Annotated in this window: 19 protein-coding genes; 6 read left to right on the forward strand and 13 right to left on the reverse strand. The window is 72.2% G+C overall.

Annotation, left to right across the window (positions count from 1 at the left end):
* Window positions 1-44: 44 nt before the first annotated feature.
* Window positions 45-755, reverse strand: coding sequence for a response regulator (locus ACH4F2_RS14870; RefSeq protein WP_398133113.1), 711 nt, complete (start codon window positions 753-755; stop codon window positions 45-47).
* Window positions 752-1990 (reverse strand): sensor histidine kinase, encoded by a 1239-nt coding sequence (locus tag ACH4F2_RS14875; protein ID WP_398133114.1) that lies wholly within the window; start codon window positions 1988-1990, stop codon window positions 752-754. The genes ACH4F2_RS14870 and ACH4F2_RS14875 overlap by 4 nt, the downstream gene beginning before the upstream one ends.
* A 142-nt stretch (window positions 1991-2132) precedes the next feature.
* Here ACH4F2_RS14875 and ACH4F2_RS14880 point away from each other — a divergent pair, with 142 nt between their 5' ends.
* Together ACH4F2_RS14880 and ACH4F2_RS14885 are read left to right on the forward strand one after the other, a co-directional pair.
* Window positions 2133-3290 (forward strand): glycosyltransferase 87 family protein, encoded by a 1158-nt coding sequence (locus tag ACH4F2_RS14880; protein ID WP_398133115.1) that lies wholly within the window; start codon window positions 2133-2135, stop codon window positions 3288-3290.
* On the forward strand, window positions 3287-4450 hold the full coding sequence (locus ACH4F2_RS14885; RefSeq protein WP_398133116.1) for a glycosyltransferase family 4 protein: 1164 nt from the start codon (window positions 3287-3289) through the stop codon (window positions 4448-4450). Before ACH4F2_RS14880 ends, ACH4F2_RS14885 begins: the two co-directional genes overlap by 4 nt.
* On the opposite strand, the gene ACH4F2_RS14890 is transcribed toward ACH4F2_RS14885, so the two are convergent.
* A complete protein-coding gene (locus ACH4F2_RS14890; protein ID WP_398133117.1) occupies window positions 4447-5313 on the reverse strand; it encodes a class I SAM-dependent methyltransferase in 867 nt (288 codons plus the stop codon). The genes ACH4F2_RS14885 and ACH4F2_RS14890 overlap by 4 nt on opposite strands.
* A 134-nt stretch (window positions 5314-5447) precedes the next feature.
* On the opposite strand from ACH4F2_RS14890, the gene ACH4F2_RS14895 reads away from it, so the two are divergent.
* Complete coding sequence (locus tag ACH4F2_RS14895) at window positions 5448-6032, forward strand: TetR family transcriptional regulator (protein ID WP_398133118.1); 585 nt, start codon at window positions 5448-5450, stop codon at window positions 6030-6032.
* A 296-nt stretch (window positions 6033-6328) separates the two neighbouring features.
* Here the strand turns inward: ACH4F2_RS14895 and ACH4F2_RS14900 are convergent, their stop codons facing one another.
* From ACH4F2_RS14900 to ACH4F2_RS14910, 3 genes are all read right to left on the reverse strand, one after another.
* Window positions 6329-7774 carry an aldehyde dehydrogenase family protein gene (locus tag ACH4F2_RS14900; RefSeq protein ID WP_398133119.1) on the reverse strand — a complete coding sequence of 482 codons (1446 nt, stop codon included), beginning with the start codon at window positions 7772-7774 and terminating at the stop codon, window positions 6329-6331.
* Between the two features lie 221 nt (window positions 7775-7995).
* Window positions 7996-9675 carry a PucR family transcriptional regulator gene (locus ACH4F2_RS14905; protein WP_398133120.1) on the reverse strand — a complete coding sequence of 560 codons (1680 nt, stop codon included), beginning with the start codon at window positions 9673-9675 and terminating at the stop codon, window positions 7996-7998.
* A 202-nt stretch (window positions 9676-9877) separates the two neighbouring features.
* Window positions 9878-12028: an ATP-binding protein gene (locus ACH4F2_RS14910; protein WP_398133121.1), complete on the reverse strand. Its 2151-nt coding sequence runs from the start codon at window positions 12026-12028 to the stop codon at window positions 9878-9880.
* Between the two features lie 257 nt (window positions 12029-12285).
* On the opposite strand from ACH4F2_RS14910, the gene gabT reads away from it, so the two are divergent.
* Entirely contained in the window at window positions 12286-13620 is a 1335-nt protein-coding gene (gene gabT, locus ACH4F2_RS14915) for a 4-aminobutyrate--2-oxoglutarate transaminase (RefSeq protein ID WP_398133122.1), read from the forward strand.
* A gap of 490 nt (window positions 13621-14110) precedes the next feature.
* Window positions 14111-14800, forward strand: a complete 690-nt coding sequence (locus ACH4F2_RS14920; protein ID WP_398133123.1) for a phosphatase PAP2 family protein — start codon at window positions 14111-14113, stop codon at window positions 14798-14800.
* On the opposite strand, the gene ACH4F2_RS14925 is transcribed toward ACH4F2_RS14920, so the two are convergent.
* From ACH4F2_RS14925 to ACH4F2_RS14955, 7 genes are all read right to left on the reverse strand, one after another.
* On the reverse strand, window positions 14739-16475 hold the full coding sequence (locus tag ACH4F2_RS14925) for a chitinase (protein WP_398133306.1): 1737 nt from the start codon (window positions 16473-16475) through the stop codon (window positions 14739-14741). The genes ACH4F2_RS14920 and ACH4F2_RS14925 overlap by 62 nt on opposite strands.
* A 162-nt stretch (window positions 16476-16637) precedes the next feature.
* Window positions 16638-18065: an NAD(P)/FAD-dependent oxidoreductase gene (locus tag ACH4F2_RS14930; RefSeq protein WP_398133124.1), complete on the reverse strand. Its 1428-nt coding sequence runs from the start codon at window positions 18063-18065 to the stop codon at window positions 16638-16640.
* 45 nt (window positions 18066-18110) lie between these two features.
* The gene (locus ACH4F2_RS14935; RefSeq protein ID WP_398133125.1) at window positions 18111-18938 is read right to left on the reverse strand and encodes an ABC transporter permease; all 828 of its coding nucleotides are present in this window, start codon (window positions 18936-18938) and stop codon (window positions 18111-18113) included.
* Window positions 18939-19868, reverse strand: coding sequence for an ABC transporter permease (locus ACH4F2_RS14940; protein ID WP_398133126.1), 930 nt, complete (start codon window positions 19866-19868; stop codon window positions 18939-18941).
* The gene (locus ACH4F2_RS14945; protein WP_398133307.1) at window positions 19868-21055 is read right to left on the reverse strand and encodes an ABC transporter ATP-binding protein; all 1188 of its coding nucleotides are present in this window, start codon (window positions 21053-21055) and stop codon (window positions 19868-19870) included. Before ACH4F2_RS14945 ends, ACH4F2_RS14940 begins: the two co-directional genes overlap by 1 nt.
* 5 nt (window positions 21056-21060) lie before the next feature.
* The gene (locus tag ACH4F2_RS14950) at window positions 21061-22308 is read right to left on the reverse strand and encodes a spermidine/putrescine ABC transporter substrate-binding protein (RefSeq protein WP_398133127.1); all 1248 of its coding nucleotides are present in this window, start codon (window positions 22306-22308) and stop codon (window positions 21061-21063) included.
* A 56-nt stretch (window positions 22309-22364) separates the two neighbouring features.
* Window positions 22365-23900, reverse strand: coding sequence for a gamma-aminobutyraldehyde dehydrogenase (locus ACH4F2_RS14955; RefSeq protein ID WP_398133128.1), 1536 nt, complete (start codon window positions 23898-23900; stop codon window positions 22365-22367).
* A gap of 202 nt (window positions 23901-24102) precedes the next feature.
* On the opposite strand from ACH4F2_RS14955, the gene ACH4F2_RS14960 reads away from it, so the two are divergent.
* Window positions 24103-24726 (forward strand): NADAR family protein, encoded by a 624-nt coding sequence (locus tag ACH4F2_RS14960; RefSeq protein ID WP_398133129.1) that lies wholly within the window; start codon window positions 24103-24105, stop codon window positions 24724-24726.
* Window positions 24727-24800 lie beyond the last annotated feature (74 nt).

Genomic DNA, 24800 nt, shown 5'->3' on the forward strand with positions numbered 1-24800 from the left:
GGTCCGGAGGAAGCCGGCACGATGAAGGGGCCCGGCACCGGTGTCTACCGGCGCCGGGCCCCCGACTCGCCTCCCGCCCGGACCAGGCCCATCTCGTAGGCGACGATCACGGCCTGGGCCCGGTCCCGCAGCTCCAGCTTGGCGAAGAGCCGGTTGATGTGGGTCTTCACGGTGTGGTCGGTGATGGTGAGGCGTCCCGCGATCTCCGCGTTGGACAGCCCCCGCGCGATCAGGGTCAGCACCTCGGTCTCCCTGGCCGTGAGGTCGCCCGCCGAGTGGACGGGCAGCCACGACGCGCGCGTGTGGACGAACTCGGCGATCAGCCGCTTGGTGATCTCGGGCGAGAGCAGGGCGTTGCCGCCCGCCACCACCCGCACGGCGTGCAGCAGTTCGGGGAAGGTGGCGTCCTTGAGCAGGAAGCCTCCCGCCCCGGCCGCGAGGGCGTCGTACACGTACTCGTCGAGGCCGAAGGTCGTCAGCATGAGGACCTTCGTCGCGCCGCCGGACGCGGCCAGGATCTCGCGGGCCGCCTCGATGCCGTTCTTGTGCGGCATCCGGATGTCGAGGAGTGCGAGGTCGGGCCGGGTCTCGCCGGCGACCCGCACCGCCTGCGCACCGTCCTCCGCCTCGCCGACGACCTCGATGTCCTCCTGGGTGCCCAGGAGGTTCACGAAGCCGGTGCGTACGACCGCCTGGTCGTCGGCGACCAGTGCCCTGATCACAGGTGCCTCCTTCTCCCACCGTGTGGTGGTCATCCGGTCCCCCAGGGGAGCTCCGCCTCCACCAGGAAACCGCCGGCCGGGTCCGCGCCCGCGCTGAGCCGGCCCCCGACGAGGGCCGCGCGCTCCCGCATCCCGGTCAGGCCGTGCCCCGTACCGGGAACGGCGATGGGGCCGGAACCGGGCGTGGGACCGGTACCGGTGTCCGGGAGGGCGCCCGGCGCTGGGCCGTCGTCGCGGATGCGCAGCGTGAGCAGCTTGCCGGCACCGTAGTCGACCTCCACCACCGTACGGGCGCCGGGCGCGTGCTTGCGTGCGTTGGTCAGCGCCTCCTGGGTGATGCGGTAGGCGGACAGCTCCCATGCGGCGGGCAGCACCACGCGGTCCCCGGTGATCCTCAGCTCCGCGGTGCCGCCCACCGTCCGGTGCTGTTCGACCAGTTCGGGGAGGTGGTCGAGGGTCGGCTGCGGGGCGGTGAGGGCCGTGTCGCCCCGGGAAGCGCGCAGAACGCCGAGGAGGCGGCGCAGTTCGGCCATCGAGGAGCGGGCGGTGGCGGCGATCTGCTGGAAGCCCTCGCGGCCTTCGGGGGTGAGCCCCGGTGTGGTGTAGGTGGCGCTCTCGGCCTGCACGGCGATCATCGACACCGAGTGCGAGACGATGTCGTGCAGTTCACGGGCGATGGCGGCGCGCTCGGCCTCGGCGGCCTGCTGCCGCTCCATCGCTATCAACTGGGCCTGTGCGAGGTGGCGTTCGGTGCGGGTCTCCTCCCTGGAGCGGACCGCGTCGCCCATCATCACGGCGCCGAAGACGACCACCGTCAGCAGGAACGACTCGGTGAACAGGCTGAGCGAGCCCTTCTCCCAGAGCGCGGGCACCGGCAGCTCCATCCGCGACCAGGTGTTGATGTGCACCAGGTTCACGCAGAGGGCGCCGAGCGCGCCGCCCGCGACGGCCAGGGCGGGGTGCAGTACCCGGTTCCGGCCGAGCGAGTAGCAGCCGATCAGTCCGCTCGCCGTGATCGAGAGGTACAGGTTGACGTCCCCGGCGAACCCGAGGAGCCCCGCGGCGACCGTGAGCACGGCGACGGGCGGGAAGGACCGTCGCCACATCAGCGAGACGGCGGACACGAGCACTCCGACCGTGGTCGTCATGGACCCGGGAATGACGATCAGCTCCACGACCGCTCCGGCGGTCAGGACACCGCCGCTGACCCAGGGATAGGCGGGCGCGGCGATCCAGGCGTGGAACCGCTGCTGAAGCCACGTACTCATGCCCCCATGATCCAGGCCGGGACGGGGGCACGCGTCACCGCTCGGGTCGATATGGCGGGCGGATGTCGTACCACGGGTTGAGTCCCGGGTGCGGAGCCTCGGTTGACGCCGTGCGGCCTGCGGATTCCTAGCGTCGACGGACATGAGGAAGACCCTTGGGGAGTATGCCGCGAAGTACACCGCCGGACACGTCGAGCGGTGTGCGTGGGCCGGGTGCGCGGTGGTCGCACCGGTTTTCGCGATGGCGTCCGACGTGGGACCGCACCGGGTGTGGGGGTGCGTGGCGGGCGCGGGGTACGTGGTCGCGGCGTTCCTGACACCGGGTTCCGGCCCGCGCCGCGCGGCCCGCGCCGTCGCCGTGCTGGGCGCCGCCGTGGTGCCGCTGGTCTGTCTGGTGGTGGCGGGACTCGGGCAGTTGGAGGTGGCTGTCGTCGAGCGGTCGGGGCGGCTGCTGCTCACGACCGGGAGCCCGTACGTCACCGCTCCGACGGCCGTGGCCGACTTCAACCCCTACCTGCCCGGGATGGCACTCTTCGGCATGCTGCCCGGGGACGCCCGCTGGTGGCTGGGCGGCGCGTTCGTCGCGGCCCTCGCCGGCGCCGGGCTGCACCGGGCCTGGCTGCTCGCCTGCCCGCTGGTCGCGCTGCCTCTGGCGGTGGGCGGGATCGACCTGCCGGTGGCCGGCCTGATGTGCCTGGGCGTCTCACTCGCCGGGCGGGGGCGTCCGGGCCGGGCCGGCCTGGCGCTCGGAGCCGCCGCCGCCCTCAAGTGGACCGCCTGGCCGGCGCTTCCCGTGGCGCTCGCCCTGATCGCCGTACGCCGGGGCGGACGGCCCGCGCTGCGGTGCGCGGCCGTGGGCGTGTGCACCGCGACAGCCGCGGTACTGCCGTTCGCCCTCGCCGACCCCTCCGCCTTCCACCGGAACGTCGTCGCCTTCCCGCTGGGCCTCACCGCCACCGCCTCCCCCGCCGCGAGTCCGCTGCCCGGACGTCTGCTGGCGTCGCACGTGCCCGGCGGCGCGGTGATCGCACTGGTGCTGCTCTCCGTGGGCGCGCTGCTGATCGCCCTCTCACTGGCGGCACGTCCCCCGGGAACGGTGCGGGCGGCGGGCGTCCGGCTCGCGCTCGGCCTGGGCCTGGCCACAGCCCTGATGCCGGCGACGCGCTTCGGTTACCTGGTCTATCCGCTGGTGCTCGGCGCACTGGCGTACCGGCCGGCAGGCCGCGGCGCCGCCATTCCCTCCGTGCCTTCCGCTCCTTCCCGGCCTTCCGTGCCCTGCGAGAAGGCGGCCGTCGCATGACGTGCGGCTCTCGCACCCGCACCCTGATCGTCACCAACGACTTCCCGCCCCGGCAGGGCGGCATCGAGACCTTCGTCCGGGAGCTGGCCGACCGCTTCCCGCCCGAGGAGGTGGTCGTCCTCACCTCCGCACCGACCACGACGACGGATTCCGGCGAGTCCTTCCCGTACCCGGTGATCCGCCACCGGGCCCGCACCCTCCTCCCCACACCCCGCGCCACCGCGCACGCCGCGTCCGTGGCGCGGCGGTACGGCTGCGACCGGGTGTGGTTCGGCGCGGCGGCCCCTCTCGGGCTGATGGCGGGCCGGCTCCGGCGGACGACCGGGATCCGTACCGCCGTCGCCACCACCCACGGCCATGAGGTGTGGTGGGCCCGCACCCCCTGCGCTCGGGGTCTGCTGCGCCGCATCGGCACGGAGGTGGACACGCTGACCTGGCTGGGCGCGAGCACCCGGGGTCCCGTCGAGGCGGCCCTCGCACCCGGGACCCGGACCGCCCGACTGGTCCCCGGCGTGGACACCGCGGCATTCCACCCGGCACTGGACGGCGGCCCGACCCGGACCAGGTACGGCCTGGGCCGCCGCCCGGTGATCCTGTGCGCGGCCCGGCTGGTCCCGCGCAAGGGCCAGGACACTTTGATCAGGGCGCTGCCCTGGGTCCGCAGGGCGGTCCCCGACGCCGTACTGCTCCTGGTCGGCGATGGCCCGTACGCCGCCGGACTGCGTCAACTGGCCCTGGACGAAGGGGTCCTGGACTCGGTCGTCTTCGCCGGTGGCCACCCTCATCGCGCGCTCCCGCCCTTCTACGCCGCCGCCGACGTCTTCGCCATGCCCTGCCGGACCCGCAGGCGCGGCCTGGAGGTGGAGGGCCTGGGCATCGTCTACCTGGAGGCCGCGGCGTCCGGACTCCCGGTCCTGGCGGGCGACTCGGGCGGCGCCCCGGACGCCGTACGCGACGGCGAGACGGGTCATGTCGTCGACGGCCACTCGGTGGCCGCGACGGCGGACCGGCTGATCAGGCTCCTGCGCAACCCCGGCCTCGCCCGCGAGATGGGCGGGAGGGGCCGCCACTGGGTGCGTACGGAATGGACCTGGGACCGTTCGTACGCGACGCTGCGGGACCTGCTGTGCCGACCGGCGGGCAGTTCGCCGGGGCCCTAGGCGGTGGTCGTCGGGCCGGCCGGGCGGTCCGCCGTGACCAGCCAGGAGGTGCTGCGCAGCCGGACCGTTCCGTCGGCCGCCTCGTAGCCGCGCAGATGGCCGGTGAGCATCTGGCGAGCGCGCTCCTGTGCGGCCTTGTCGACCTGGCCCAGGAAGTGCCGTCCGGGCCCCGTGTTCAGCAGGAACTCCGCCGCGTCATCGGCTCCGTGCCCCCACGCCCCGTATGCCTCGACCCCGTCGACGGCCACTGTGGAGAACCCCGCGGCGGCGAGGACGGCGCGGATCCGTTCCGGCGACGACAGGGAGAACATGCCGGGCAGGCCCGGCGCGGCGAAGTCACCGAGCGGCAGGACGTCGCGCAGTGCCGACATGGCCGTCACCCAGCCGTTGAGCGAGGGCTCGGCCGGGCAGACGAACGCCAGTCGTCCGCCGGGTCGCAGCGCCCGTCCGACGTTCTGGAACGCCGCCTCGGGGTCGGAGAAGAACATGACGCCGTAGCGGCTGATCGCCGCGTCGAACGCGCCCGGCTCGAAGTGGTACGCCTGTACGTCGCCCTGCTGGAACGTGACGTTGGCGATGCCCTCCCGCGCCGCCCGGGACCGCGCCTCGGCCAGCATGGGGCCGGACAGGTCGAGGCCCAGCGCGCTGCCCCGTGGTGCCCGGAGGGCGGCGAGGCGCGTGGTCTGCCCGGAACCACAGCCGAGATCGAGGATCCGGTGCCCCTCGGCGAGCCCGGCGGCGTCGAGCAGCGGTTCGTTGAAACCTTCGTTCACGGCGTTCCACCGGTCCTGGTCACGCGCCCATTGGGCCCCTTCGGGGCCGTTCCACGCCTGCGCCTGCTCGGTGTTGACGATCTCGGACACGAGTGCCTCCTGATGCGGGACGGAGAATGGGCGTGCGCCCAAACACTATGGGCGTGCGCCCATAGTGGCAATCCCCTTACGATCCGGGGGATCGCGCCGCGCGCGGCGCCGGACACCGGAAGGAAGGCGGGCCCATGTCACCGCGTGGAGTGGCGACGCCGGACGTGCGCGAGCGACTGTTCGCGGCCGCCGAGCGGATCGTGGAGAGGGACGGACCCGGGGCGCTCACGAGTCGGGCCGTCACCACCGAGGCGGGCTGCGCCAAGGGGCTGCTGCACAGGCACTTCGCGGGGCTGGACGAGTTCGTGGCCGAACTCTGCCTCGACCGTTTCGCCCGGACGGCGGCGAAGGCGCGGGCCCTGGAGGGACTCGCCGGGCAGGGCACGGTGGCCGGGAACCTCGTCTCCGTCGCCCTCTCGCTCTTCGACCGCGGCGGCCCGGCTCTGTCGGGTCTGGCCATGACCCGCCCGGCCGCGGCGTCACGCGTCCGCGAGGCCATGCGGGACGGCGGGCCGGGCTTCACCGCGATCCAGGAGGCGATAGCCGGCTACCTGGAGTCCGAGCGGGGCAGCGGACGGCTGCCGGCCACCGTCGACCCGCACACCGTGGCCCTCGCCGTCGTGGGCACCGCACACCACCTGCTGATGACCGGCCGGCCGGGCGCCCCCGACCCGCGGCCGGCCATGGACCGCCTGGTGGCCGCGCTGGTGGGTGGCTAGGCGGTCGGTACGGGCCGCCGGTGGACGGCCTCGCCGCGCCGGACCGGCGTCGTACCGACCGGGCGGTGCCGTGCTGATTCCGCCCCCGGGGCGTGGCGGTGCCATGGGTACCCGGTGTCCGGAAGGGTGAACTTTCCCGCCGGAATGTTCACCCTCCGCTCAGATGAGCCCCTTGAGGACTTTTCGCCGGCAGTGTCCTCGCATCGCAGACGGTGCCACCGCCGCACCGGGACCAGGCCGTCGGCCACAGCGCTGATCCACAGGATCGATCCACAGGGCTGATCCACAGGGTGGATTCAGAGCGCGAGGCCCGTCAGGACCAGGACCCGCTCGTAGGTGTAGTCGTCCATCGCGAACCTGACGCCCTCGCGGCCCACGCCGGACTGCTTGGCGCCGCCGTACGGCATCTGGTCGGCGCGGTAGGAGGGGACGTCGCCGATGACGACGCCGCCGACCTCAAGGGCGCGGTGGGCGCGGAAGGCGGCCTGGAGGTCGTGGGTGAACACGCCTGCCTGGAGGCCGTACTTGGAGTCGTTGACGGCGGCGAACGCCTCGGTCTCGCCGTTCACCTTCTGGACGCTGAGGACGGGGCCGAAGACCTCCTCGCAGGCGAGGGTGGTGCCGTCCGGGAGGTCGGTGAGGACGGTCGGCGCGTAGGAGGCGCCGTCGCGCTTGCCGCCGGTGCGGAGGGTGGCGCCGGCCTCCACGGCCTCGCGCACCCAGGCCTCGACGCGCTCGGCGGCGGCCTCGCTGACCAGCGGGCCGACGTCCGTCGCGTCATCGTTCGGGTCGCCGGTGACCTGGGCCTCGACGGCGGCGACGATGCGCGGCAGGAGACGGTCGTACACGGAGGCGTCGGCGATCACGCGCTGCACGGAGATGCAGGACTGACCGCCCTGGTAGTTGGAGAAGGTCGCGATGCGCGTCGCGGCCCGGTCCAGGTCCTCGTCGCTCGCCCAGTCGCCGAGGACGACGGCCGCGCCGTTGCCGCCCAGCTCCAGGGTGCAGTGCTTGCGCGGCACCGAGTCCATGATCGCGTAGCCGACCGTCTCGGAACCGGTGAAGGAGATGACCGGCAGGCGCTCGTCCTGGACGAGGGCGGGCATGCGGTCGTTCGGGACCGGAAGGATGCTCCACGAGCCGGCGGGCAGCTCGGTCTCGGCGAGCAGCTCGCCGAGGACCAGGCCGGAGAGGGGGGTGGCGGGCGCGGGCTTGAGGATGATGGGCGCGCCGGCGGCGATCGCGGGGGCGATCTTGTGGGCGCACAGGTTCAGCGGGAAGTTGAACGGCGCGATGCCGAGGACGACGCCCTTGGGGAAGCGGCGGGTGAGGGCGAGGCGGCCCTGACCGCCGGCGTCGGTGTCGAGGCGCTGGGCCTCGCCGCCGTTGAACCGGCGGGCCTCCTCCGCCGCGAAGCGGAAGACGGAGACCGCGCGGCCGACCTCGCCGCGGGCCCACTTGACCGGCTTGCCGTTCTCGGCGGAGATCAGACGGGCGATCTCCTCGGTGCGCTCGGCCAGGCGCCGGCTGACGTGGTCCAGGGCGGCGGCGCGGAGGTGGGCGGGGGTGGCGGCGAACTCGTCCCGTACGGCGTACGCGGCGGCCACGGCCTCCTCGACCTGGGCGTCGGTCGGCACGCTCACCGTGCCGGCCCGGCTGCCGTCCCAGGGGGACGTGACGTCGAAGGTGGCCTCGCCGGTGGCCTGGCGGCCGGCGAGCCAGAAGGCGTGGGTGGAAGTCATCGTGAGTCCCGGCCCTTCCGCGTTGGGGGTGTGTACGTGTCCGTGGCTTGCGGATCCACGGTAGGGCGGAGGGCGGTGACTGGCGTTTGTCCGGGGCGTAGTGGTGGGGGTGGGAGGTTCGACGTTGTGGCCATGTGCGGACGGGTGGGAAGGCCGGCCGGACGGGGTCGCGGACGAGGTTGCCCCCTCGCCGCCCGGCCGCTCCTCCCGCCGGCGGGGTGTCAGTCCGTCGACGTCGCCTTCAGGGCCAGCCACAGCTCCATCCGTACGTCCGGGTCGTCCAGGGAGCGGCCGAGGATCTCCTCCACCCGCCGCATCCGGTAGCGCAGCGTGTGCCGGTGGACGCCGAGGTCGGCCGCCGCCGCGTCCCACTGGCCGTGGCGGGAGAGCCAGGCCCGCAGGGACGCCACCAGGTCGCCCCGGCCGGTGGCGTCGTGGTCGCGCAGCGCCCGCAGCAGGCCGTCGGCGAAGGCGCGCACCGCGTCGTCGGCGAGGAGCGGAAGGACCGATCCGGCCGCCAGGTGTTCGTGCTCCACGCAGACGCGTCCGCGCCGGCGGGCCACCGACAGGGCCTGTTCCGCCTGTTTGTAGGCGGTGGACGCGGCGATGGGCCCGGACGGCGCCGACAGGCCGACGACCAGGCCCTCCTCGTCGCCGCCCGTCATCGGCTCCGGGCGGACGGCCTCCAGCGCCGAGGCGTACTCGACGCAGGCCGCGACGGCCGCGCCCCCGTCCGTGGCCAGCACCACCAGGCGCTCCCCCTCGGGGACGACCAGCACCGACTCGCCGGAGCGGGCGGCGGCCGACTCCACGACCTCGGCGAGCGCGCCGAGCGGGTCGCCGCCGGTGTCGGCGGCGGCCAGCGCGGCGGCGGAAGACCTGGTCCGGGTGGCGGGCACGGGCGCCTGCGGGCCGGCGTGCGTGCGCGCGGCGGAAACCGACGCCGACTCGGCGACGACCATCCGGAACGGCGCGTCCAGCAGGCCGCCGTACAGGTCTCCGGCGACCGTGCGCGCGTGGTCGGGTTCGCCGGCCAGCAGCATGCGCAGTACGGCCACGTCGATGCGCTGCTCGGCCTCGCGCAGGGAGCGCGAGCGTTCCGTGGTGAGCGTCAGCAGGGCGATGGCGGAGTGCACGGCGTACCGCTCGGCGGTGCCGAGGGCGGCGGCCGTACCGACGGCGAGTGCGGAACGTGGCCTGCGGGAGGTGCCGAGGGAGTGGAGTTCGACGCGGTCGGAGCCTTCCGGGTGTTCCGCGGTCCCGGCTCCGCCGACGACGGAGGAGGCAGGTGCGGGGCGCTCGCGCAGCCGCTCCACGTCCGCTGTGAGCCGCGCGGCCCTGCGGCCCGCCCACTCCGGTGCGGCGGCGACGACGGCGCCCGAGGCGTCGTACAGCGCCGTCCAGCCGTCGACCTGCGCGGCGAGCGCGGCCAGCAAGCCCTCCGGGCCGTCGGTCAGCGCCTTCCTGGTCAGCTCGCGCTGGGCGGCGAACCCCGCGGTGACCGCGCGGTACTGGTCGGCGGCGATCGCGGCGGACACGGCCTTGCTGATCGCGAGGAAAGGAGTGCGGCGCGGCACCTCCAGCAGTGGCAGTCCCTCCTGCCGTGCGGCTTCGACCAGTGCCTCGGGGATGTCGTCGTAGTTGACCCCGACGGCGAACCCGAGCCCCACCACGCCGGCGCCCGCCAGCCGCTTCACGTACCGCCGCATCGCCTCGGGGTCCGCGGCGTCCAGCTTGAGCGCGGTGATCAGCAGCAGTTCCCCGCCCTCCATGTAGGGCACGGGGTCGGCGAGCTCACTGACGTGCGCCCAGCGCACCGGCACGTCGAGGCCGTCCTCGCCCGCGCGCACGGTCAGCTTGAGCGCGGAGTGGTGGACGAGGGAGGCGAGCGTGGGGGGCATGGGGGCCTGGGCCTTCGGGATCTGCGTCTGTGGTCTGTGCGGTGTCTGCCTGTGGCGTGCGGTGTCTGTCCGTGGCGTGCGGTGTCCGACGTGCGGTGCCTGTCTGCGATGCGAGACGTCTGTGATCTTTTGGCCGCCGCGTATGAACGACCTGTGCCGATTCTGCCTCACCGTACGGTCCCCGGGGCACGCCCCGGCCAGGTCACCCGCGCAGATCCACCAGCAGCGGCGGCGCGTGCTCCCCCTTGACGGTCGTCAGCGACAGCACCGCGTGTCCGGCGGGCACGGCGTGCGCCAGCTCGGACGCCGACCACCTCTCCCGCTCGACCTGCCGCACGGTCACCGCGCGCGCGGTGGGCGCCTTCCCGGTGATCACCCGGCGCAGCATGTGCACGGCCTTGCCCGCCGGGGTCTCGGCGATGATCTGCCGGTCGGTGACGTCCCGGGCCTCGGTCCACTCCTTGCCCCACACCTCGGCGAAGTCCTGACCGTCCCAGGGGGTGAGCCCGGACAGAGCCATCCGGCAGCCGATGGACCCGAGCAGCGGCCCGCGCAACGGACGCGGTACGTCGTCCAGGGTGCGCAGGGTCAGCACGACCCCGGCGCCCGCCGAGCGCAGCCGCTGGACGCCCCGTACGGCCTCCGGCGTCACCACACCGCTCGCGTCGTCCAGCACCAGGCAGGCGAACAGCGACCGGTCCTCGCGCACCGTCACGCTCGCCGTGAACTGGGCGAGGATCAGCCGGGCCAGCATCCGCGAGGCCTCGGCGTGGCCGCGTTCGGGCAGGTCGACGCGGACTCGCACCGGGTGGTCGAGGGCCTTGAGCGAGAAGGGCCGGGACTGTCCCGAGGTGTCGAAGAAGGAGGCGAAGGCGGGCCGGTCCAGCAGCGCCACCCGGTCGGCCAGCACACTGCCCACGTCCCCGGGGTGGCCCATCTGCCGCTCGCGTGCGTCCAGCTCGCGCAGCAGCGACTCCTGACCGGCCGCCCGCAGTCCCTCACGCAGGTCGGCCAGCGGCCCGGGTGTCCCGTCGAGCAGTTGCCGCAGCTCCGGTACGCCGGGAAAGCGCCCGTGCACCGCTCGGAAGGGGCCCAGGAGCTGGGCGAGGACCGTGGTGGAGCGGCGGGTGTCGCCGCCCGGGTGGGGCTCGGCGAGGTCTCCGGCCAGGGCTTCGGCGAGTACGACCGCGGCCTCGTCCGGGTCGGTGGTGCCGCCGTACAGGTCGAGGTCGTACACGGAGTCCGGGTTTCCGATCCGTACGACCACGTCGTAGGCGTCGGCCGGGCCGAGGTCCGCGCCCGCTGCGCCTACCACGACGACCGCGGCGCGTCCGGCGAGCGCGTTCAGGCACAGCGATTCGGTGAGCGGCCGTACGACGCTGCCGGTCTTCCCGGAGCCCGCCGGCCCGACGGCGAGCAGGGAGGTGCCGAGCAGATCGGGGCCGACGGCGAGGCCGGCACCGCGGTAGGCGTAGGGGTTGCGGGCGTCGTCGGAGGCCGTGCCGATCCGTACCTGTCCGGTGACCAGGTCGTGCCGGGCCTGCCGGACGGGCAGGTCACGGGCGCCCGAGGGATGCGGGCAGGCTCCGGCACCGTGGGAGAGCACCGCGCCGGTGAAGGTGGCGAGGGTGTGCCGGCCACCGAGCACGCCCTGCCAGGCGCGGGTGATGCGGGCGTGGTCGACGTCCCGCATGAGCCCCGAGCGCGCGTCGGCGGCGAGCCGCTCGGCGGCGTCGTGGGCACCGGCGGCGCGCAGCGCGGGCCAGGCGGCGGGGTCTTCCTCGGGGACCGGCGGGGGTCCGCCGGCCGGGGCGGCACGACGCCAGGCGGGCGGGCCGTAGCGCCGCCAGATCTCGCCCCAGCGGCCGAGCCGGCCGACGCCGACCATGATGGCGCCGGCGATCAGCACGTAGTAGGCGTAGACGACCACCACCGAGGCGAAGCTGTGCGGCTCGGCCCAGCTGTCCGGGATCATCGCGAAGAGGGGCAGCAGCCACCAGCCCCCCAGGTAGCCGTTCCACAGCAGCGACCAGATCAGCCAGCCGACGAGGAAGGCGATCAGTGCCCCGCTCAGCAGCTGCCGTCCCGGCACGCGCTCCGGCTCCTCCTCCGGCCGCGGCCGGTGCCCGAACCGCCACACCCCGGGCAGCGCCTGAGGGCGCGGGGTGCGCAGCCAGGACAGGAAGGCGGAGCCGTCGGGCAGCGGCGGCACGCCCGGCATCCCTGGCACCCCCGGCGTGCCGGGCGCGCCGGCCGGCCGCGGTGGCACGGCGGGCACCTGTGGAGGCCCCGCCGGACGCGGTACAGGATTCGCGTGCGTACCCCGCGCGTCCCGGTTCCCGTCGCTGTCCATCGCCCTTGCCCCCTGACCAGCCGTTCCATCCACCATCCGCGAGCCAATCTAACGCCCTCCCAGGGGGAGTTCACCGCTTACGCGGCCGGGCCCGCGTCGACGTGTCCACATGCCGCCGTGTCCACCACCTGTCCATCGCGGACAACCGACTCCGCGGACAACGCCCACATGGAGCATGCCCGCTCCTCCGTCCCGGTCCTAGCCTGCGAGAAGAGAAGGCAAGCGTCCGTGAGAACCGCAAGACCCCAGGAGCCCCCATGACCGCCCTTCCGCAGGAGCGCCGCGTCGTCACCGCCATCCCCGGCCCGAAGTCGCAGGAGCTGCAGGCCCGCCGCACGGCCGTGGTCGCGCAGGGTGTGGGTTCCGTCCTGCCCGTCTTCACCGCGCGCGCGGCCGGCGGCATCATCGAGGACGTCGACGGCAACCGTCTGATCGACTTCGGTTCCGGGATCGCGGTGACCTCCGTCGGCGCGTCCGCCGAGGCCGTCGTGCGCAAGGCGACCGCGCAGCTCGCCGACTTCACCCACACCTGTTTCATGGTGACGCCGTACGAGGGCTACGTCGCCGTCGCCGAGGCGCTGGCGGAGCTGACGCCGGGCGACCACGCCAAGAAGTCGGCCCTGTTCAACAGCGGCGCCGAGGCCGTCGAGAACGCCGTCAAGATCGCGCGTGCGTACACCAAGCGGCAGGCGGTCGTCGTCTTCGACCACGGCTACCACGGCCGTACCAACCTCACGATGGCGCTGACCGCGAAGAACATGCCGTACAAGCACGGCTTCGGTCCCTTCGCGCCCGAGGTGTACCGCGTGCCGGTCGCCTACGGCTACCGCTGGCCGACCGGCGCCGAGAACGCCGGTCCGGAGGCCGCCGCCCAGGCCATCGACCAGATCACCAAGCAGGTCGGCGCGGAGAACGTGGCCGCGATCATCATCGAGCCGGTGCTCGGCGAGGGCGGCTTCATCGAGCCGGCCAAGGGCTTCCTGCCCGCCGTCAGCCGGTTCGCCGAGGACAACGGCATCGTCTTCGTCGCCGACGAGATCCAGTCCGGCTTCTGCCGCACCGGCCAGTGGTTCGCCTGCGAGGACGAGGGCATCGTCCCGGACCTGATCACCACGGCCAAGGGCATCGCCGGCGGCCTGCCGCTCGCCGCCGTCACCGGCCGCGCCGAGATCATGGACGCCGCGCACTCCGGGGGCCTGGGCGGCACCTACGGCGGCAACCCGGTGGCCTGCGCCGGTGCGCTCGGCGCCATCGAGACGATGAAGGAGCTCGACCTCAACGCCAAGGCCAGGAACATCGAGGCGATCATGAAGTCCCGCCTCACCGCCATGGCCGAGAAGTTCGACGCCATCGGCGACATCCGGGGCCGCGGCGCGATGATCGCGATCGAGCTGGTGAAGGACCGCGACACCAAGGAGCCGGACCCCGAGGCGACCGCCGCGCTCGCCAAGGCCTGCCACCAGGAGGGCCTGCTGGTCCTGACCTGTGGCACCTACGGCAACGTGCTGCGCTTCCTGCCCCCGCTGGTGATCGGCGAGGACCTGCTGAACGAGGGCCTCGACATCATCGAGCAGAGCTTCGCCCGGATCTGAACGAGCACGTGCCCGGGAGCCCGGGCGAGCACCTGAAGGGGCGCCCGGGCGACCACGTGCGCGAGCGCCCGAACGCCCATCTGAGCTGCGTTTCGCACGCCTGGCGCGGCGAACCGCAGAGCGTGTGAAGAAGGTGTGCGGGGTGGATGACAGGACGCCGATGCCCCTGTCCTGAGCGCACCCCCTGTCGTAGGTTCTACGCAGATGAGAGATACACCCCGCCCACAGGGGACTGTGGGCGGAATCTCAGGCCGAGGCCTCCCCAGCTTCGACCTGGTCGTGCCTCGCGCACACAACCGGAACCCGAGGGTTCCGGGTCTCCTCACCGATCGGACGGTCGCCCGCCCCACACCCCCCGGGGCGCGCGGCGTTCCGGTCAGGACGGCCGTTTCGGCACCCGGGACGGTGGTTCGCCGAAGGGCCGGCACACTCCCCCCCTTGTGCCGGCCCTTCGGTGTTTCCCGTCGGCGGTCCTGCGAAGCTGGGCGGCATGCCGGCCTCCCCCCGCCCTCGCACACTTTCCGCCCTCTTCGGGCTGCCCGTGCTCCTCTTCGCGCTGATCACCTGGCAGGTCCTCGCCGACGGCCCGCTGATCGGGGTGGACGAGCGGCTGAGCAGGGCACTCGTCCACCCGGACCGGTTCTCCGAGCTGCTGGCCGACCTCGGCAACGTTCAGGTGGCCGTACCCGTCCTCGCCGTCGCGCTGGCCTCGGCCACGTGGCACGGACACGCCAGTGGTGTGGACCGCTGGTGGCTGCCGCCCCTCGCCGGGGCCCTGGCGATGGTCCTGGTGCCGGCGCTGGTCGTCCCGCTGAAGGAGTGGACCGACCGCCCCGGCACCCCAGCCGTGCCTCCGGCCGTCGGCTACTACCCCTCCGGCCACACCGCCACCGCGGTCGTCGCGTACGGCGCGGCGGCGCTGCTGCTCCTGGGGCCGCTGCGCTCGCCGGCCGTCCGCCGTGTGCTCGCCGTACTCTGCGCGGTCCTGGTCCTCGGCGCCTCCTACGGGCTGGTGCGCCGCGGCTACCACTGGCCGCTGGACGTGGTGGCCGGCTGGTGCCTGGGCGCGGTGCTGCTGGCCGGAGTCGCGTCGGTGGCCGGCCGCACCGCGCCGCCGGTCAGCCGAAGTACGCGTCGAAGTTCTTCTGGAACTCCCACTTCCCGAACCGGTCCCAGTTGATCGACCAGGTCATCAGGCCGCGCAGGGCGGGCCAGGTGCCGTGGGTCGCGTAGGAGCCGCAGTCGGTCTTCTTGGTCAGGCAGTTCAGGACCTTGGTGACCTCGGCCGGGGAGACGTATCCGTTGCCGGCGTTGGTGGAGGCCGGCATGCCGATGGCGACCTGGTCCGGGCGCAGGGGCGGGAAGACGTTGTCCGCGTCGCCGGCGACCGGGAAGCCGGTGAGCAGCATGTCGGTCATCGCGATGTGGAAGTCGGCGCCGCCCATGGAGTGGTACTGGTTGTCGAGGCCCATGATCGGGCCCGAGTTGTAGTCCTGGACGTGCAGCAGGGTGAGGTCGTCGCGCAGGGCGTGGATGACCGGGAGGTAGGTGCCCGCGCGCGGGTCCTGGCCGCCCCACTTGCCCGTGCCGTAGTACTGGTGGCCGAGCTGCACGAAGAAGGTCTCGGGGGCCATCGTCAGCACGAAGTCGTCGCCGTACTTGGCCTTGAGCGTCTTCAGGGCCGAGATGAGGTTGACGATCACCGGCGTCTTCGGGTTCTCGAAGTCGGTGTCGTCGGCGTCCAGGGACAGCGAGTGGCCCTCGAAGTCGATGTCGAGGCCGTCGACCCCGTACTCGTCGATGATCTTCGAGACGGACGAGACGAACGTGTCGCGGGCGGCGGTCGTGGTCAGTCGCACCTGGCCGTTCTGGCCGCCGATGGAGATCAGCACCTTCTTGCCGGCCGCCTGCTTGGCCTTGATCGCCGCCTTGAACTCGGCGTCGCTCTCCACGTTCGGGCACTCGGTGACCGGGCAGCGCTCGAAGCGGATGTCGCCGGAGGTGACCGAGGTCGGCTCGCCGAAGGCCAGGTCGATGACGTCCCAGCTGTCGGGCACGTCGGCCATGCGCGTGTAACCCGAGCCGTTGGCGAAACTGGCGTGAAGGTAACCGACCAGGGCGTGGGCCGGGAGGTTGGAGCCGCCGCCGTCCGAGCCCTCGCTGGTCGTCGCCGTGACCGTGGCGGAGCGTGCGGACTCGCCGGCGTCGTTGACCGCGGTGACCTGGAAGGCGTACGCCGTCGAGGGGGTCAGGCCGGTCACGGTGGTGGAGGTGCCGGTGACCGTGCGGACCTTGGCGCCGTCGCGGTGGACGGCGTAGCTCGTCGCGCTCGGGACGGGTGACCAGGACAGGGCGACGCTGGAGGAGGTGACGGATCCGGCCGTCAGGCCGGCGGGGGCCGCCGGGGGCTGTCCCGCCTCCCCGCCCGGGCCGGTGAGCGAGACGGCGTCGGCGTGGTAGGCGCCCGTGCCGTACCAGCCGTGGGTGTAGATCGTGACCCTGGTGGTGGACGGGCCGGTGCGGAAGGTGGCCGCGAGCCGCTGCCAGTCGGGGGCGGACTGCGCCCAGGTGGAGACGTCGGTGGTGCCGGTGCCGCTCGCGCCCAGGTGGACGTACGTACCGCGGACGTGGCCGGAGAGGGTGTACTGGGAGTCCGGTCTCACGGTCACGGTCTGCGCGCAGCGGGCGTTGTCGGCGCCCGCCGGGGTGGCCTTGAGGGCGGCCGTGCCGCTGTGGACGGGCGAGGTCACGGTCGTGCCGGCCGTGCAGGTCCAGCCGTCGAGACCGGACTCGAAGCCGCCGTTGCGGGCGAGGTCCGCGTCGGCCGCGCGGGCGGCCGACGAGAACGCGGTCATGCCGGACGCCGCGAGAGCCGCGGCGGTGAGCAGCGCGACGAGGGGGCGGCGGGCGAAAGATCCGGAGCGTTCCACAAGTGCCTCCGTACATGGGGGAGATGAGGAGGGTGGAGCGCGCCCAATTTGGTCCAGACCAATTCTGTTGTCAACCCCTCGCGCGGCTCAGCTGTCGAAGCCGAGCCCCAGCCTGTCCATGGTCCGCAGCCACAGGTTGCGCCGGCCGCCGTGCGCGTCCGCGCGGGCCAGCGACCACTTGGTGAGCGCGATGCCGGTCCAGGCGAAGGGCTCGGGCGGGAACGGCAGCGGCTTCCTGCGGACCATCTCCAGTTCGGTGCGCTCGGTGCGCTCCCCCGACAGCAGGTCGAGCATCACTTCGGCGCCGAACCGGGTGGCGCCCACACCGAGCCCGGTGTAACCGGCCGCGTAGGCGACCTTCCCCTGGTGCGCGGTGCCGAAGAACGCCGAGAAGCGGGAGCAGGTGTCGATCGCGCCGCCCCAGGCGTGGGTGAAGCGGACACCCTCCAGCTGCGGGAAGCAGGTGAAGAAGTGCCCGGCGAGCTTGGCGTACGTCTCCGGGCGGTCGTCGTACTCGGCGCGCACCCGGCCGCCGTACGGGTAGATCGCGTCGTAGCCGCCCCACAGGATCCGGTTGTCGGCGGAGAGCCGGAAGTAGTGGAACTGGTTGGCGCTGTCCCCGAGGCCCTGCCGGTTCTTCCAGCCGACCGAGGCCAGTTGCGCGTCGGTGAGCGGCTCGGTCATCAGGGCGTAGTCGTAGACCGGGACGGTGTAGGAGCGCACCCGGCGGACCAGGTTCGGGAAGATGTTGGTGCCGAGCGCGACGGTACGGGAGCGGACGCCGCCGTAGGGGGTGCGTACGGCCATGCCGGCGCCGTACGGCCGCAGGGTGAGCGCCGGGGTGTTCTCGTACACGCGGACGCCGAGGTCGAGGCAGGCCCGCTTGAGGCCCCAGGCGAGCTTGGCGGGGTTGACCATGGCCACGCCCCGGCGGTCGTACAGGCCCGCACGGAAGGTCGGGGAGTCGACCTGCTCCCGTACCGCCTCGGCGTCCAGGTACTCGACACCGTCGGCGAGGCCCCTGGCGCGGATCTCCTCGTACCAGTTTTCGAGTTCCCGGGCCTGGTACGGCTCGGTCGCGACGTCGATCTCGCCGGTGCGCTCGAAGTCGCAGGCGAGCGAGTGGCGGGCGACCGCCGTCTCGATCGCGTCGAGGTTGCGGGCGCCCAGCTCCTCCAGCCGGTGGATCTCGTCCGGCCAGCGGGTGAGACCGTTGGACAGGCCGTGGGTGAGGGAGGCGGCGCAGAAGCCGCCGTTGCGGCCGGAGGCGGCCCAGCCCACCTCGCGGCCCTCCAGCAGCACCACGTCCCGCGCCGGGTCGCGCTCCTTGGCGATCAGCGCGGTCCACAGTCCGCTGTAGCCGCCGCCGACGACCAGCAGGTCGCAGGTCTCGGGGCCGGTCAGGGCGGGCTGCGGGCGGGGGCGGCCGGGGTCGTCCAGCCAGTACGGGACCGGCTGGGCGTCGGAAAGGGATCTCGTCCAGTCGTTGCTGCGACTCATGGCGCTCGGGGCCATGATTTCAACTCCCTACGAATGCGCTGCGAATGCGCTGCGAATGCGCTATGCCTTGCGGCGGTTTCGGCGGTTGCCGATGACCATGGAGGCCAGAACGAACAGCACGGCGATCACGAACATGGCCGTACCGACGACATTGATCTGAACGGGCGTGCCACGCTGGGCCGATCCCCAGACGAACATGGGGAAGGTGACGGTGGAACCCGCGTTGAAATTGGTGATGATGAAATCGTCGAAGGAGAGCGCGAAGGCGAGCAGCGCGCCGGCGGCGATCCCGGGGGCCGCGATGGGCAGCGTGACCCGGACGAAGGTCTGGAAGGGGCCGGCGTACAGGTCCTGCGCCGCCTGCTCCAGCCTGGGGTCCATCGACATCACGCGCGCCTTGACGGCGGTCACGACGAAGCTGAGGCAGAACATGATGTGGGCGATCAGGATCGTCCAGAAGCCCAGCTGGGCGCCCATGTTGAGGAACAGGGTGAGCAGCGAGGCGGCCATCACGACCTCGGGCATCGCCATCGGCAGGAAGATCAGCGAGTTGATCGCGCCGCGCGCCCGGAAGCGGTAGCGGACGAGTGCGAAGGCGATCGCCGTGCCGAGCGCGGTGGCGCCGAGAGTCGCCCAGAAGGCGATCTGGAGGCTGAGCGACAGGGAGCCGCACAGACCGGCGACGCCGCACGGGTCCTTCCAGGCGTCCGTGGAGAACCGCTGCCATTCGTAGTTGAAGCGCCCGTTCGGTTTGTTGAACGAGAACACCGTGACGATGAGGTTGGGCAGCAGGAGATAGGCGAGCGTCAGCAGTCCGGCGATCACGACCAGATTGCGCTTGAGCCAGTTGACGCTGGTGCCGGATGTGCGACTCCTTCGCGTGGTCATTTAAACCAGATCCTCCGTGCCGGACTTGCGGATGTAGAAGGTGACCATGGCGAGGATGGCCGCCATCAGTACGAAGGAGAGCGCCGCCGCCGTCGGATAGTCCAGCACCCGCAGGAACTGGGACTGGATGACGTTTCCGATCATTCCGGTGTCCGCCGAGCCCAGCAGGGAAGCGTTGACGTAGTCGCCGGTCGCCGGGATGAAGGTGAGCAGCGTCCCGGAGACGACACCCGGCATCGACAGCGGGAAGGTGACCTTGCGGAAGACCGTGGACGGCTTGGCGTACAGGTCGCCCGCCGCCTCGTGCAGCCGCCCGTCGATGCGCTCCAGTGAGGTGTACAGCGGAAGGATCATGAAGGGGAGGAAGTTGTACGTCAGACCGCAGACCACCGCGAGCGGCGTGGCCAGCACGCGGTCGCCGGCCGTCCAGCCGAGCCAGCTGGTGACGTCCAGGACGTGCAGCGTGTTCAGGGCGCCGACGACCGGGCCGCCGTCGGCGAGGATCGTCTTCCAGGCCAGGGTGCGGATCAGGAAGCTGGTGAAGAACGGCGCGATCACCAGGATCATGATCAGGTTCCGCCAGCGGCCCGCCCGGAAGGCGATCAGATAGGCGAGCGGATAGCCGAGCAGCAGGCACAGCACGGTCGCGGAGGCCGCGTAGGCGACCGAGCGCAGGAACTGCGGCCAGTACTCGGACACCGCGTCCCAGTAGGTGACGAAGTGCCAGGTGACCTTGTAGCCCTCCTCCAGCGAGCCCGTCTGCACGGACGTGGAGGCCTGGTAGATCATCGGCGCCGCGAAGAAGACGACCAGCCACAGGATGCCGGGCAGCAGCAGCCAGTACGGCGTCCAGCGGCCCCTCCTGCGCGGGGGTTTCTTCTCGGGCGCGGCCGGCGTCAGGGGCGGTGGCGCCTCGGTGAGGGTGGACATCAGGCGGCCTCGCCCTCGGCCACGCCCGCGTCGCCCGTGGTCCCAGCGAGAAGGGGCTGGGCCGCGTCGAGGCCGAAGGTGTGCGCCGGGTTCCAGTGCAGGACGACGTCGGCGCCGGGCACCAGGCGGGCGTCGCGGTCGATGTTCTGGGCGTACACCTCGAACTCGGGGCAGGCCGCGCAGTCCACGACGTACTGCGTGGAGACGCCGATGAAACTGGTGCTGCTGATCTTGCCGGTGATGCGGTTGCGGCCCTCGGGGACGGAACCGGCGTCGTCCGCGTGGGTGAGGCTGATCTTCTCCGGGCGTACGCCCACCAGCACCCTGCCGCCCGCCCGGGCCGGCGCGGAACACCGGGCGCCGGGCAGGACCAGCTTGTCGCCGGCCGCCCTCACCACGATGTCGTCGCCGCCCCGGGTGTCGACCTCCGCCTCGATCAGGTTGGAGGTGCCGAGGAAGTTGGCGACGAACGTGGTCCGCGGATTCTCGTACAGGTCGGCGGGGGCGCCCAGCTGCTCGACGCGGCCGGCGTTCATCACGGCGACCTGGTCGGCCATCGTCATGGCCTCCTCCTGGTCGTGCGTGACGTGCACGAAGGTGATGCCGACCTCGGTCTGGATGCGTTTGAGCTCCAGCTGCATCTGGCGGCGCAGCTTGAGGTCGAGGGCGCCGAGCGGTTCGTCGAGGAGGAGCACCTTCGGGTGGTTGATCAGGGCGCGGGCGACCGCGACGCGCTGCTGCTGGCCACCGGAGAGCTGGTGCGGTTTCCTGCGCGCCTGCTCGCCGAGCTGGACGAGGTCGAGCATCTCCCCGACCTGCTTCTTCACCGACTTGATGCCGCGCCTGCGCAGGCCGAAGGCGACGTTCTCGAAGACGTCGAGGTGCGGGAAGAGGGCGTAGGACTGGAAGACCGTGTTGACCGGCCGCTTGTACGGCGGCAGCGCGGTCACGTCCTGGTCGCCGAGGTGCACGGTGCCCCCGCTGGGCTCCTCGAGCCCGGCGATCATGCGCAGGGTCGTCGTCTTGCCGCAGCCGGAGGCGCCGAGCAGAGCGAAGAAGGAACCCTGCGGCACGGTCAGGTCGAGCGGGTGCACGGCGGTGAAGGAGCCGTAGGTCTTGCTGATACCGGAGAGGCGGACGTCGCCGCCGTGCCCCGTCGCGTCCGGCTGAGCCTTCGTCGTATTCATCGTCGTCACGCCCCAGTGAGCTTCGCGAACTTCTCTTCGTAGGCCGTCTCTTCCTTCGGGCTCAGTGAGCGGAAGGCACGGGACCGGGCCTGCATGGCCTTGTCGGGAATGATCAGCGGGTTGTTCGCCGCGTCCTCGTCGATCTTCGCAAGCTCGTCCTTCACACCGTCGACGGGACAGACGAAGTTGATGTAGGCGGCGAGCTCCGCGGCCGGGCCCGGCTCGTAGTAGTAGTCGATGAGCCGTTCGGCGTTCGTCTTGTGCCGGGCCTTGTTGGGGACCAGCAGGTTGTCGCTGGAGGTGATGTATCCGCTGTCCGGGATGACGAAGCCGACGTCCGGATTGTCCGCCTTGAGCTGGACGACGTCACCGGCCCAGGCCAGACAGGCCGCGAAGTCGCCCTTGCTGATGTCGGCGGTGTAGTCGTTGCCGGTGAAGCGGCGTATCTGGCCGCTGTCGACACCCTTCTGGAGACGGGCGATCGCCGCGTCGTAGTCGTCGTCGGAGAAGCGGGCCGGGTCCTTGCCCATGTCGAGCAGCACCATGCCGACGGTGTCGCGCATCTCGGTGAGGAAGCCGACACGGCCCTTCAGCTTCGGATTGTCGAGCAGGTCGGAGACCGTCCTGACCTCGATGCCGTCCAGCGCCTTCTTGTTGTAGGCGATGACGGCCGAGATGCCCTGCCAGGGGTAGGAGTAGGCGCGGCCCGGGTCCCAGTCGGGGTTGCGGAACTGCTGCGACAGGTTGGTGAACGCGTGCGGCAGGTTGGCCGGGTCCAGTTTCTGGACCCAGCCGAGGCGGATCAGCCGGGCCGCCAGCCAGTCGGTGAGCACGATGATGTCGCGGCCGGTCTCCTGGCCGGCGGCGAGCTGGGGCTGGATCTTGCCGAAGAACTCGCTGTTGTCGTTGATGTCCTCGGTGTACGTGACCTTGATCCCGGTGCGTTCGGTGAACGCCACCAGCGTCGGGTGCCGCCGGCCGCTCTCGTCGACGTCCATGTACTCGGTCCAGTTGGAGAAGGCGACTTTCCGCTCCTTCGCCGACCGGTCCTGGGCGGAGACGCCGCCCTCGGTCCTGCCGGCCGCCGGGATGCCGCAGGCGCTCAGCGTCCCGAGTCCGCCGACCGCGAGCGCGCCGCCCGCTGAGGCGCGCAGCAGTGAGCGACGGGTGAGCGCGGCCCTGCCGCTGGTGAAACTGCGCCGCATGGCGGCCACTTGGGCCGGAGACAGGCGGTCGGGCTCGTACTGCTCCATGCGCGTGGTTGCCCTTTCGGGTGGGTCGGCCGTGGTCGGCGGCCTGGAGGTGATGACTACCGGTCCCCGAAGACGGTGCGGTGCCAGTCCTTGCGCACCGCCGCGGTGTTGTCGAACATGACGTGCTTGACCTGCGTGTACTCCTCGAAGGAGTAGACGGACATGTCCTTGCCGAAGCCGGACGCCTTGTACCCGCCGTGCGGCATCTCGCTGATGATCGGGATGTGGTCGTTGATCCACACGCAGCCCGCCTCGATCTCGCGGGTGGCGCGGTTCGCCCGGTACACGTCCCGGCTCCAGGCGGAGGCGGCGAGCCCGTACGGCGTGTCGTTGGCCAGCCGGATGCCCTCGTCGTCGGTGTCGAAGGGCAGGACGACCAGGACCGGCCCGAAGATCTCGGACCGGACGGCCTCGCTGTCCTGGGCGGCGTCCGCGATGAGGGTGGGCCGGTAGTAGGCGCCGTCCGCGAGGTCGCCCCGCGGTGCCTCGCCGCCGGTCACCACGCGCGCGTAGGAGCGGGCCCGGTCGACGAAGCCGGCGACGCGGTCGCGCTGGACGTGGCTGACCAGCGGGCCGAGGTCGGTGCCCGGGGCGAAGGGGTCGCCGACCCGGACGGTGTCCATGAGGGCGGCGGTCTTCTCGACGAACGCCTCGTACAGCGGCCGCTGCACGTACGCGCGCGTGGCGGCCGTGCAGTCCTGGCCGGTGTTGATGAGCGCGCCCGCGACCGCGCCGTTGACGGCGGCGTCGAGGTCGGCGTCGTCGAAGACGAGGAAGGGCGCCTTGCCGCCCAGCTCCAGGTGCAGGCGCTTGACGGTGGCGGTGGCGACCTCGGCGACGCGCTTGCCGACGGCGGTGGAACCGGTGAAGGAGGACATGGCGACGTCCGGGTGACCGACGAGGTGCTCGCCGGCCACCCGTCCGCTACCGGTGACGATGTTGATCACGCCGTCGGGGATACCGGCGTCGGTCGCGGCCTGGGCGAACATCAGGGAGGTGAGCGGGGTGATCTCGGCGGGCTTCAGCACGATGGTGTTGCCCGCGGCGATCGCCGGGAGGATCTTCCAGGCGGCCATCTGGAGGGGGTAGTTCCAGGGCGCGACGGACCCGACGACGCCGATCGGCTCGCGGCGGACGTACGACGTGTGGTCGCCGGAGTACTCACCGGCCGACTGTCCCTGCATCTGCCGGGCGGCACCGGCGAAGAAGGACGCGTTGTCGACCGTGCCCGGCACGTCGAACTCCCGGGTCAGCTTCAGCGGCTTCCCGCACTGCAGGGACTCGGCGCGGGCGAAGTCCTCGGCACGCTCGGCGAGCACCTCGGCGAACCGGTGCAGGGCGTCGGAACGCTCGCCCGGGGTGGCACCGGCCCAGCCGGGGAACGCCTCGCGCGCGGCGGCGACGGCCGCGTCGACGTCGTCCGGGCCGGCCAGTTCGTAGGTGAGGACGTCCTCGCCGGTCGCCGGGTCGACGACCGTCTGCGTGCGTCCGGAGGTGCCCTTCGTCAGACGGCCCGCGATGTACTGGGCCCCGTCCGCGAAGCGGTCCTGGGCCGGGAATCGGTCCGGGGTCTCGTTGCCCGGGTTGTGCATGTCGGCTCTCCTCGGTCTCCCCGTGACGGGGGCCGGCGTGGCTCAGGCTCGATGTGAGTGCCGATCCTGACAGAGCACTAGACCTCCAACAAGTGATTCCGTTGTTGCCATTTGGTTACGCGACGGAATCTGTCGACCAGGTGTCGAGTCACCACGGAAAAGGGCGGACGGAGTGTCAGTGGCGCGTGCCAGACTCGCGTGCATGGAGAGGATCACGGGGGCAGCGGAGAGGATCACGGGGGCGGCTGAGCTGATCACCGGGGCGGCTGAGCCGATCGGCAGCAGGGAAGCGCTGCGTGAGCGGGTCCGGGCGGGCGCGAGGGTCAAGTACCTGTGCTTCTGGGGGCACCGGCCGCTGCCGGACGGCCGGATCGGGCCGAGCTGTCTGAGTCAGTGGTGGCCGTCGTCGTTCACCGTGGCCGGGGTGGAGTACGCGACCGCGGAGCACTGGATGATGGCGGCCAAGGCCCGGCTGTTCGAGGACGCGGAGGCGGAGCGGCGGGTGCTGACGGCTGATCATCCCGCCGAGGCAAAGAAGGCGGGGCGGCTGGTGCGCGGCTTCGACGAGGCGGTGTGGGAGCGGGAGCGGTTCCGGATCGTCGTCGAGGGCAGCGTCCACAAGTTCGCCTCGGACCCGGCGCTGCGCGCGTTCCTGCTGAACACGGGCGAGAGGGTGCTGGTGGAGGCGAGTCCCGTGGACCGGGTGTGGGGCATCGGCCTGGCCGCGGACGACGAGGCCGCGACGGACCCGGAACGGTGGCGGGGGCCGAATCTGCTGGGGTTCGCGCTGATGGCGGCACGGGAACGGCTGCGGGAGAGCGGCTGAAGGGGGCGCCCCGGGGGCCGCCCCCCTGCCGGGCTCGCCGACTCGCTGACTCTCGTCACCTCGGCGGCTCAACG

The organism is Streptomyces sp. NPDC017890 (genome assembly GCF_044328675.1).
Taxonomy (GTDB): Bacteria; Actinomycetota; Actinomycetes; order Streptomycetales; family Streptomycetaceae; genus Streptomyces.

What these genes read in the sequence shown, in the direction of transcription:
- ACH4F2_RS14870 (WP_398133113.1), bottom strand. Translation starts at nt 755, where the DNA reads ATGACCACCACACGGTGGGAGAAGGAGGCACCTGTGATCAGGGCACTG.
- ACH4F2_RS14875 (WP_398133114.1), bottom strand. Translation starts at nt 1,990, where the DNA reads ATGAGTACGTGGCTTCAGCAGCGGTTCCACGCCTGGATCGCCGCGCCC.
- ACH4F2_RS14880 (WP_398133115.1), top strand. Translation starts at nt 2,133, where the DNA reads ATGAGGAAGACCCTTGGGGAGTATGCCGCGAAGTACACCGCCGGACAC.
- ACH4F2_RS14885 (WP_398133116.1), top strand. Translation starts at nt 3,287, where the DNA reads ATGACGTGCGGCTCTCGCACCCGCACCCTGATCGTCACCAACGACTTC.
- ACH4F2_RS14895 (WP_398133118.1), top strand. Translation starts at nt 5,448, where the DNA reads ATGTCACCGCGTGGAGTGGCGACGCCGGACGTGCGCGAGCGACTGTTC.
- ACH4F2_RS14900 (WP_398133119.1), bottom strand. Translation starts at nt 7,774, where the DNA reads ATGACTTCCACCCACGCCTTCTGGCTCGCCGGCCGCCAGGCCACCGGC.
- ACH4F2_RS14905 (WP_398133120.1), bottom strand. Translation starts at nt 9,675, where the DNA reads ATGCCCCCCACGCTCGCCTCCCTCGTCCACCACTCCGCGCTCAAGCTG.
- ACH4F2_RS14910 (WP_398133121.1), bottom strand. Translation starts at nt 12,028, where the DNA reads ATGGACAGCGACGGGAACCGGGACGCGCGGGGTACGCACGCGAATCCT.
- gabT (WP_398133122.1), top strand. Translation starts at nt 12,286, where the DNA reads ATGACCGCCCTTCCGCAGGAGCGCCGCGTCGTCACCGCCATCCCCGGC.
- ACH4F2_RS14920 (WP_398133123.1), top strand. Translation starts at nt 14,111, where the DNA reads ATGCCGGCCTCCCCCCGCCCTCGCACACTTTCCGCCCTCTTCGGGCTG.
- ACH4F2_RS14925 (WP_398133306.1), bottom strand. Translation starts at nt 16,475, where the DNA reads ATGACCGCGTTCTCGTCGGCCGCCCGCGCGGCCGACGCGGACCTCGCC.
- ACH4F2_RS14930 (WP_398133124.1), bottom strand. Translation starts at nt 18,065, where the DNA reads ATGGCCCCGAGCGCCATGAGTCGCAGCAACGACTGGACGAGATCCCTT.
- ACH4F2_RS14935 (WP_398133125.1), bottom strand. Translation starts at nt 18,938, where the DNA reads ATGACCACGCGAAGGAGTCGCACATCCGGCACCAGCGTCAACTGGCTC.
- ACH4F2_RS14940 (WP_398133126.1), bottom strand. Translation starts at nt 19,868, where the DNA reads ATGTCCACCCTCACCGAGGCGCCACCGCCCCTGACGCCGGCCGCGCCC.
- ACH4F2_RS14945 (WP_398133307.1), bottom strand. Translation starts at nt 21,055, where the DNA reads ATGAATACGACGAAGGCTCAGCCGGACGCGACGGGGCACGGCGGCGAC.
- ACH4F2_RS14950 (WP_398133127.1), bottom strand. Translation starts at nt 22,308, where the DNA reads ATGGAGCAGTACGAGCCCGACCGCCTGTCTCCGGCCCAAGTGGCCGCC.
- ACH4F2_RS14955 (WP_398133128.1), bottom strand. Translation starts at nt 23,900, where the DNA reads ATGCACAACCCGGGCAACGAGACCCCGGACCGATTCCCGGCCCAGGAC.
- ACH4F2_RS14960 (WP_398133129.1), top strand. Translation starts at nt 24,103, where the DNA reads ATGGAGAGGATCACGGGGGCAGCGGAGAGGATCACGGGGGCGGCTGAG.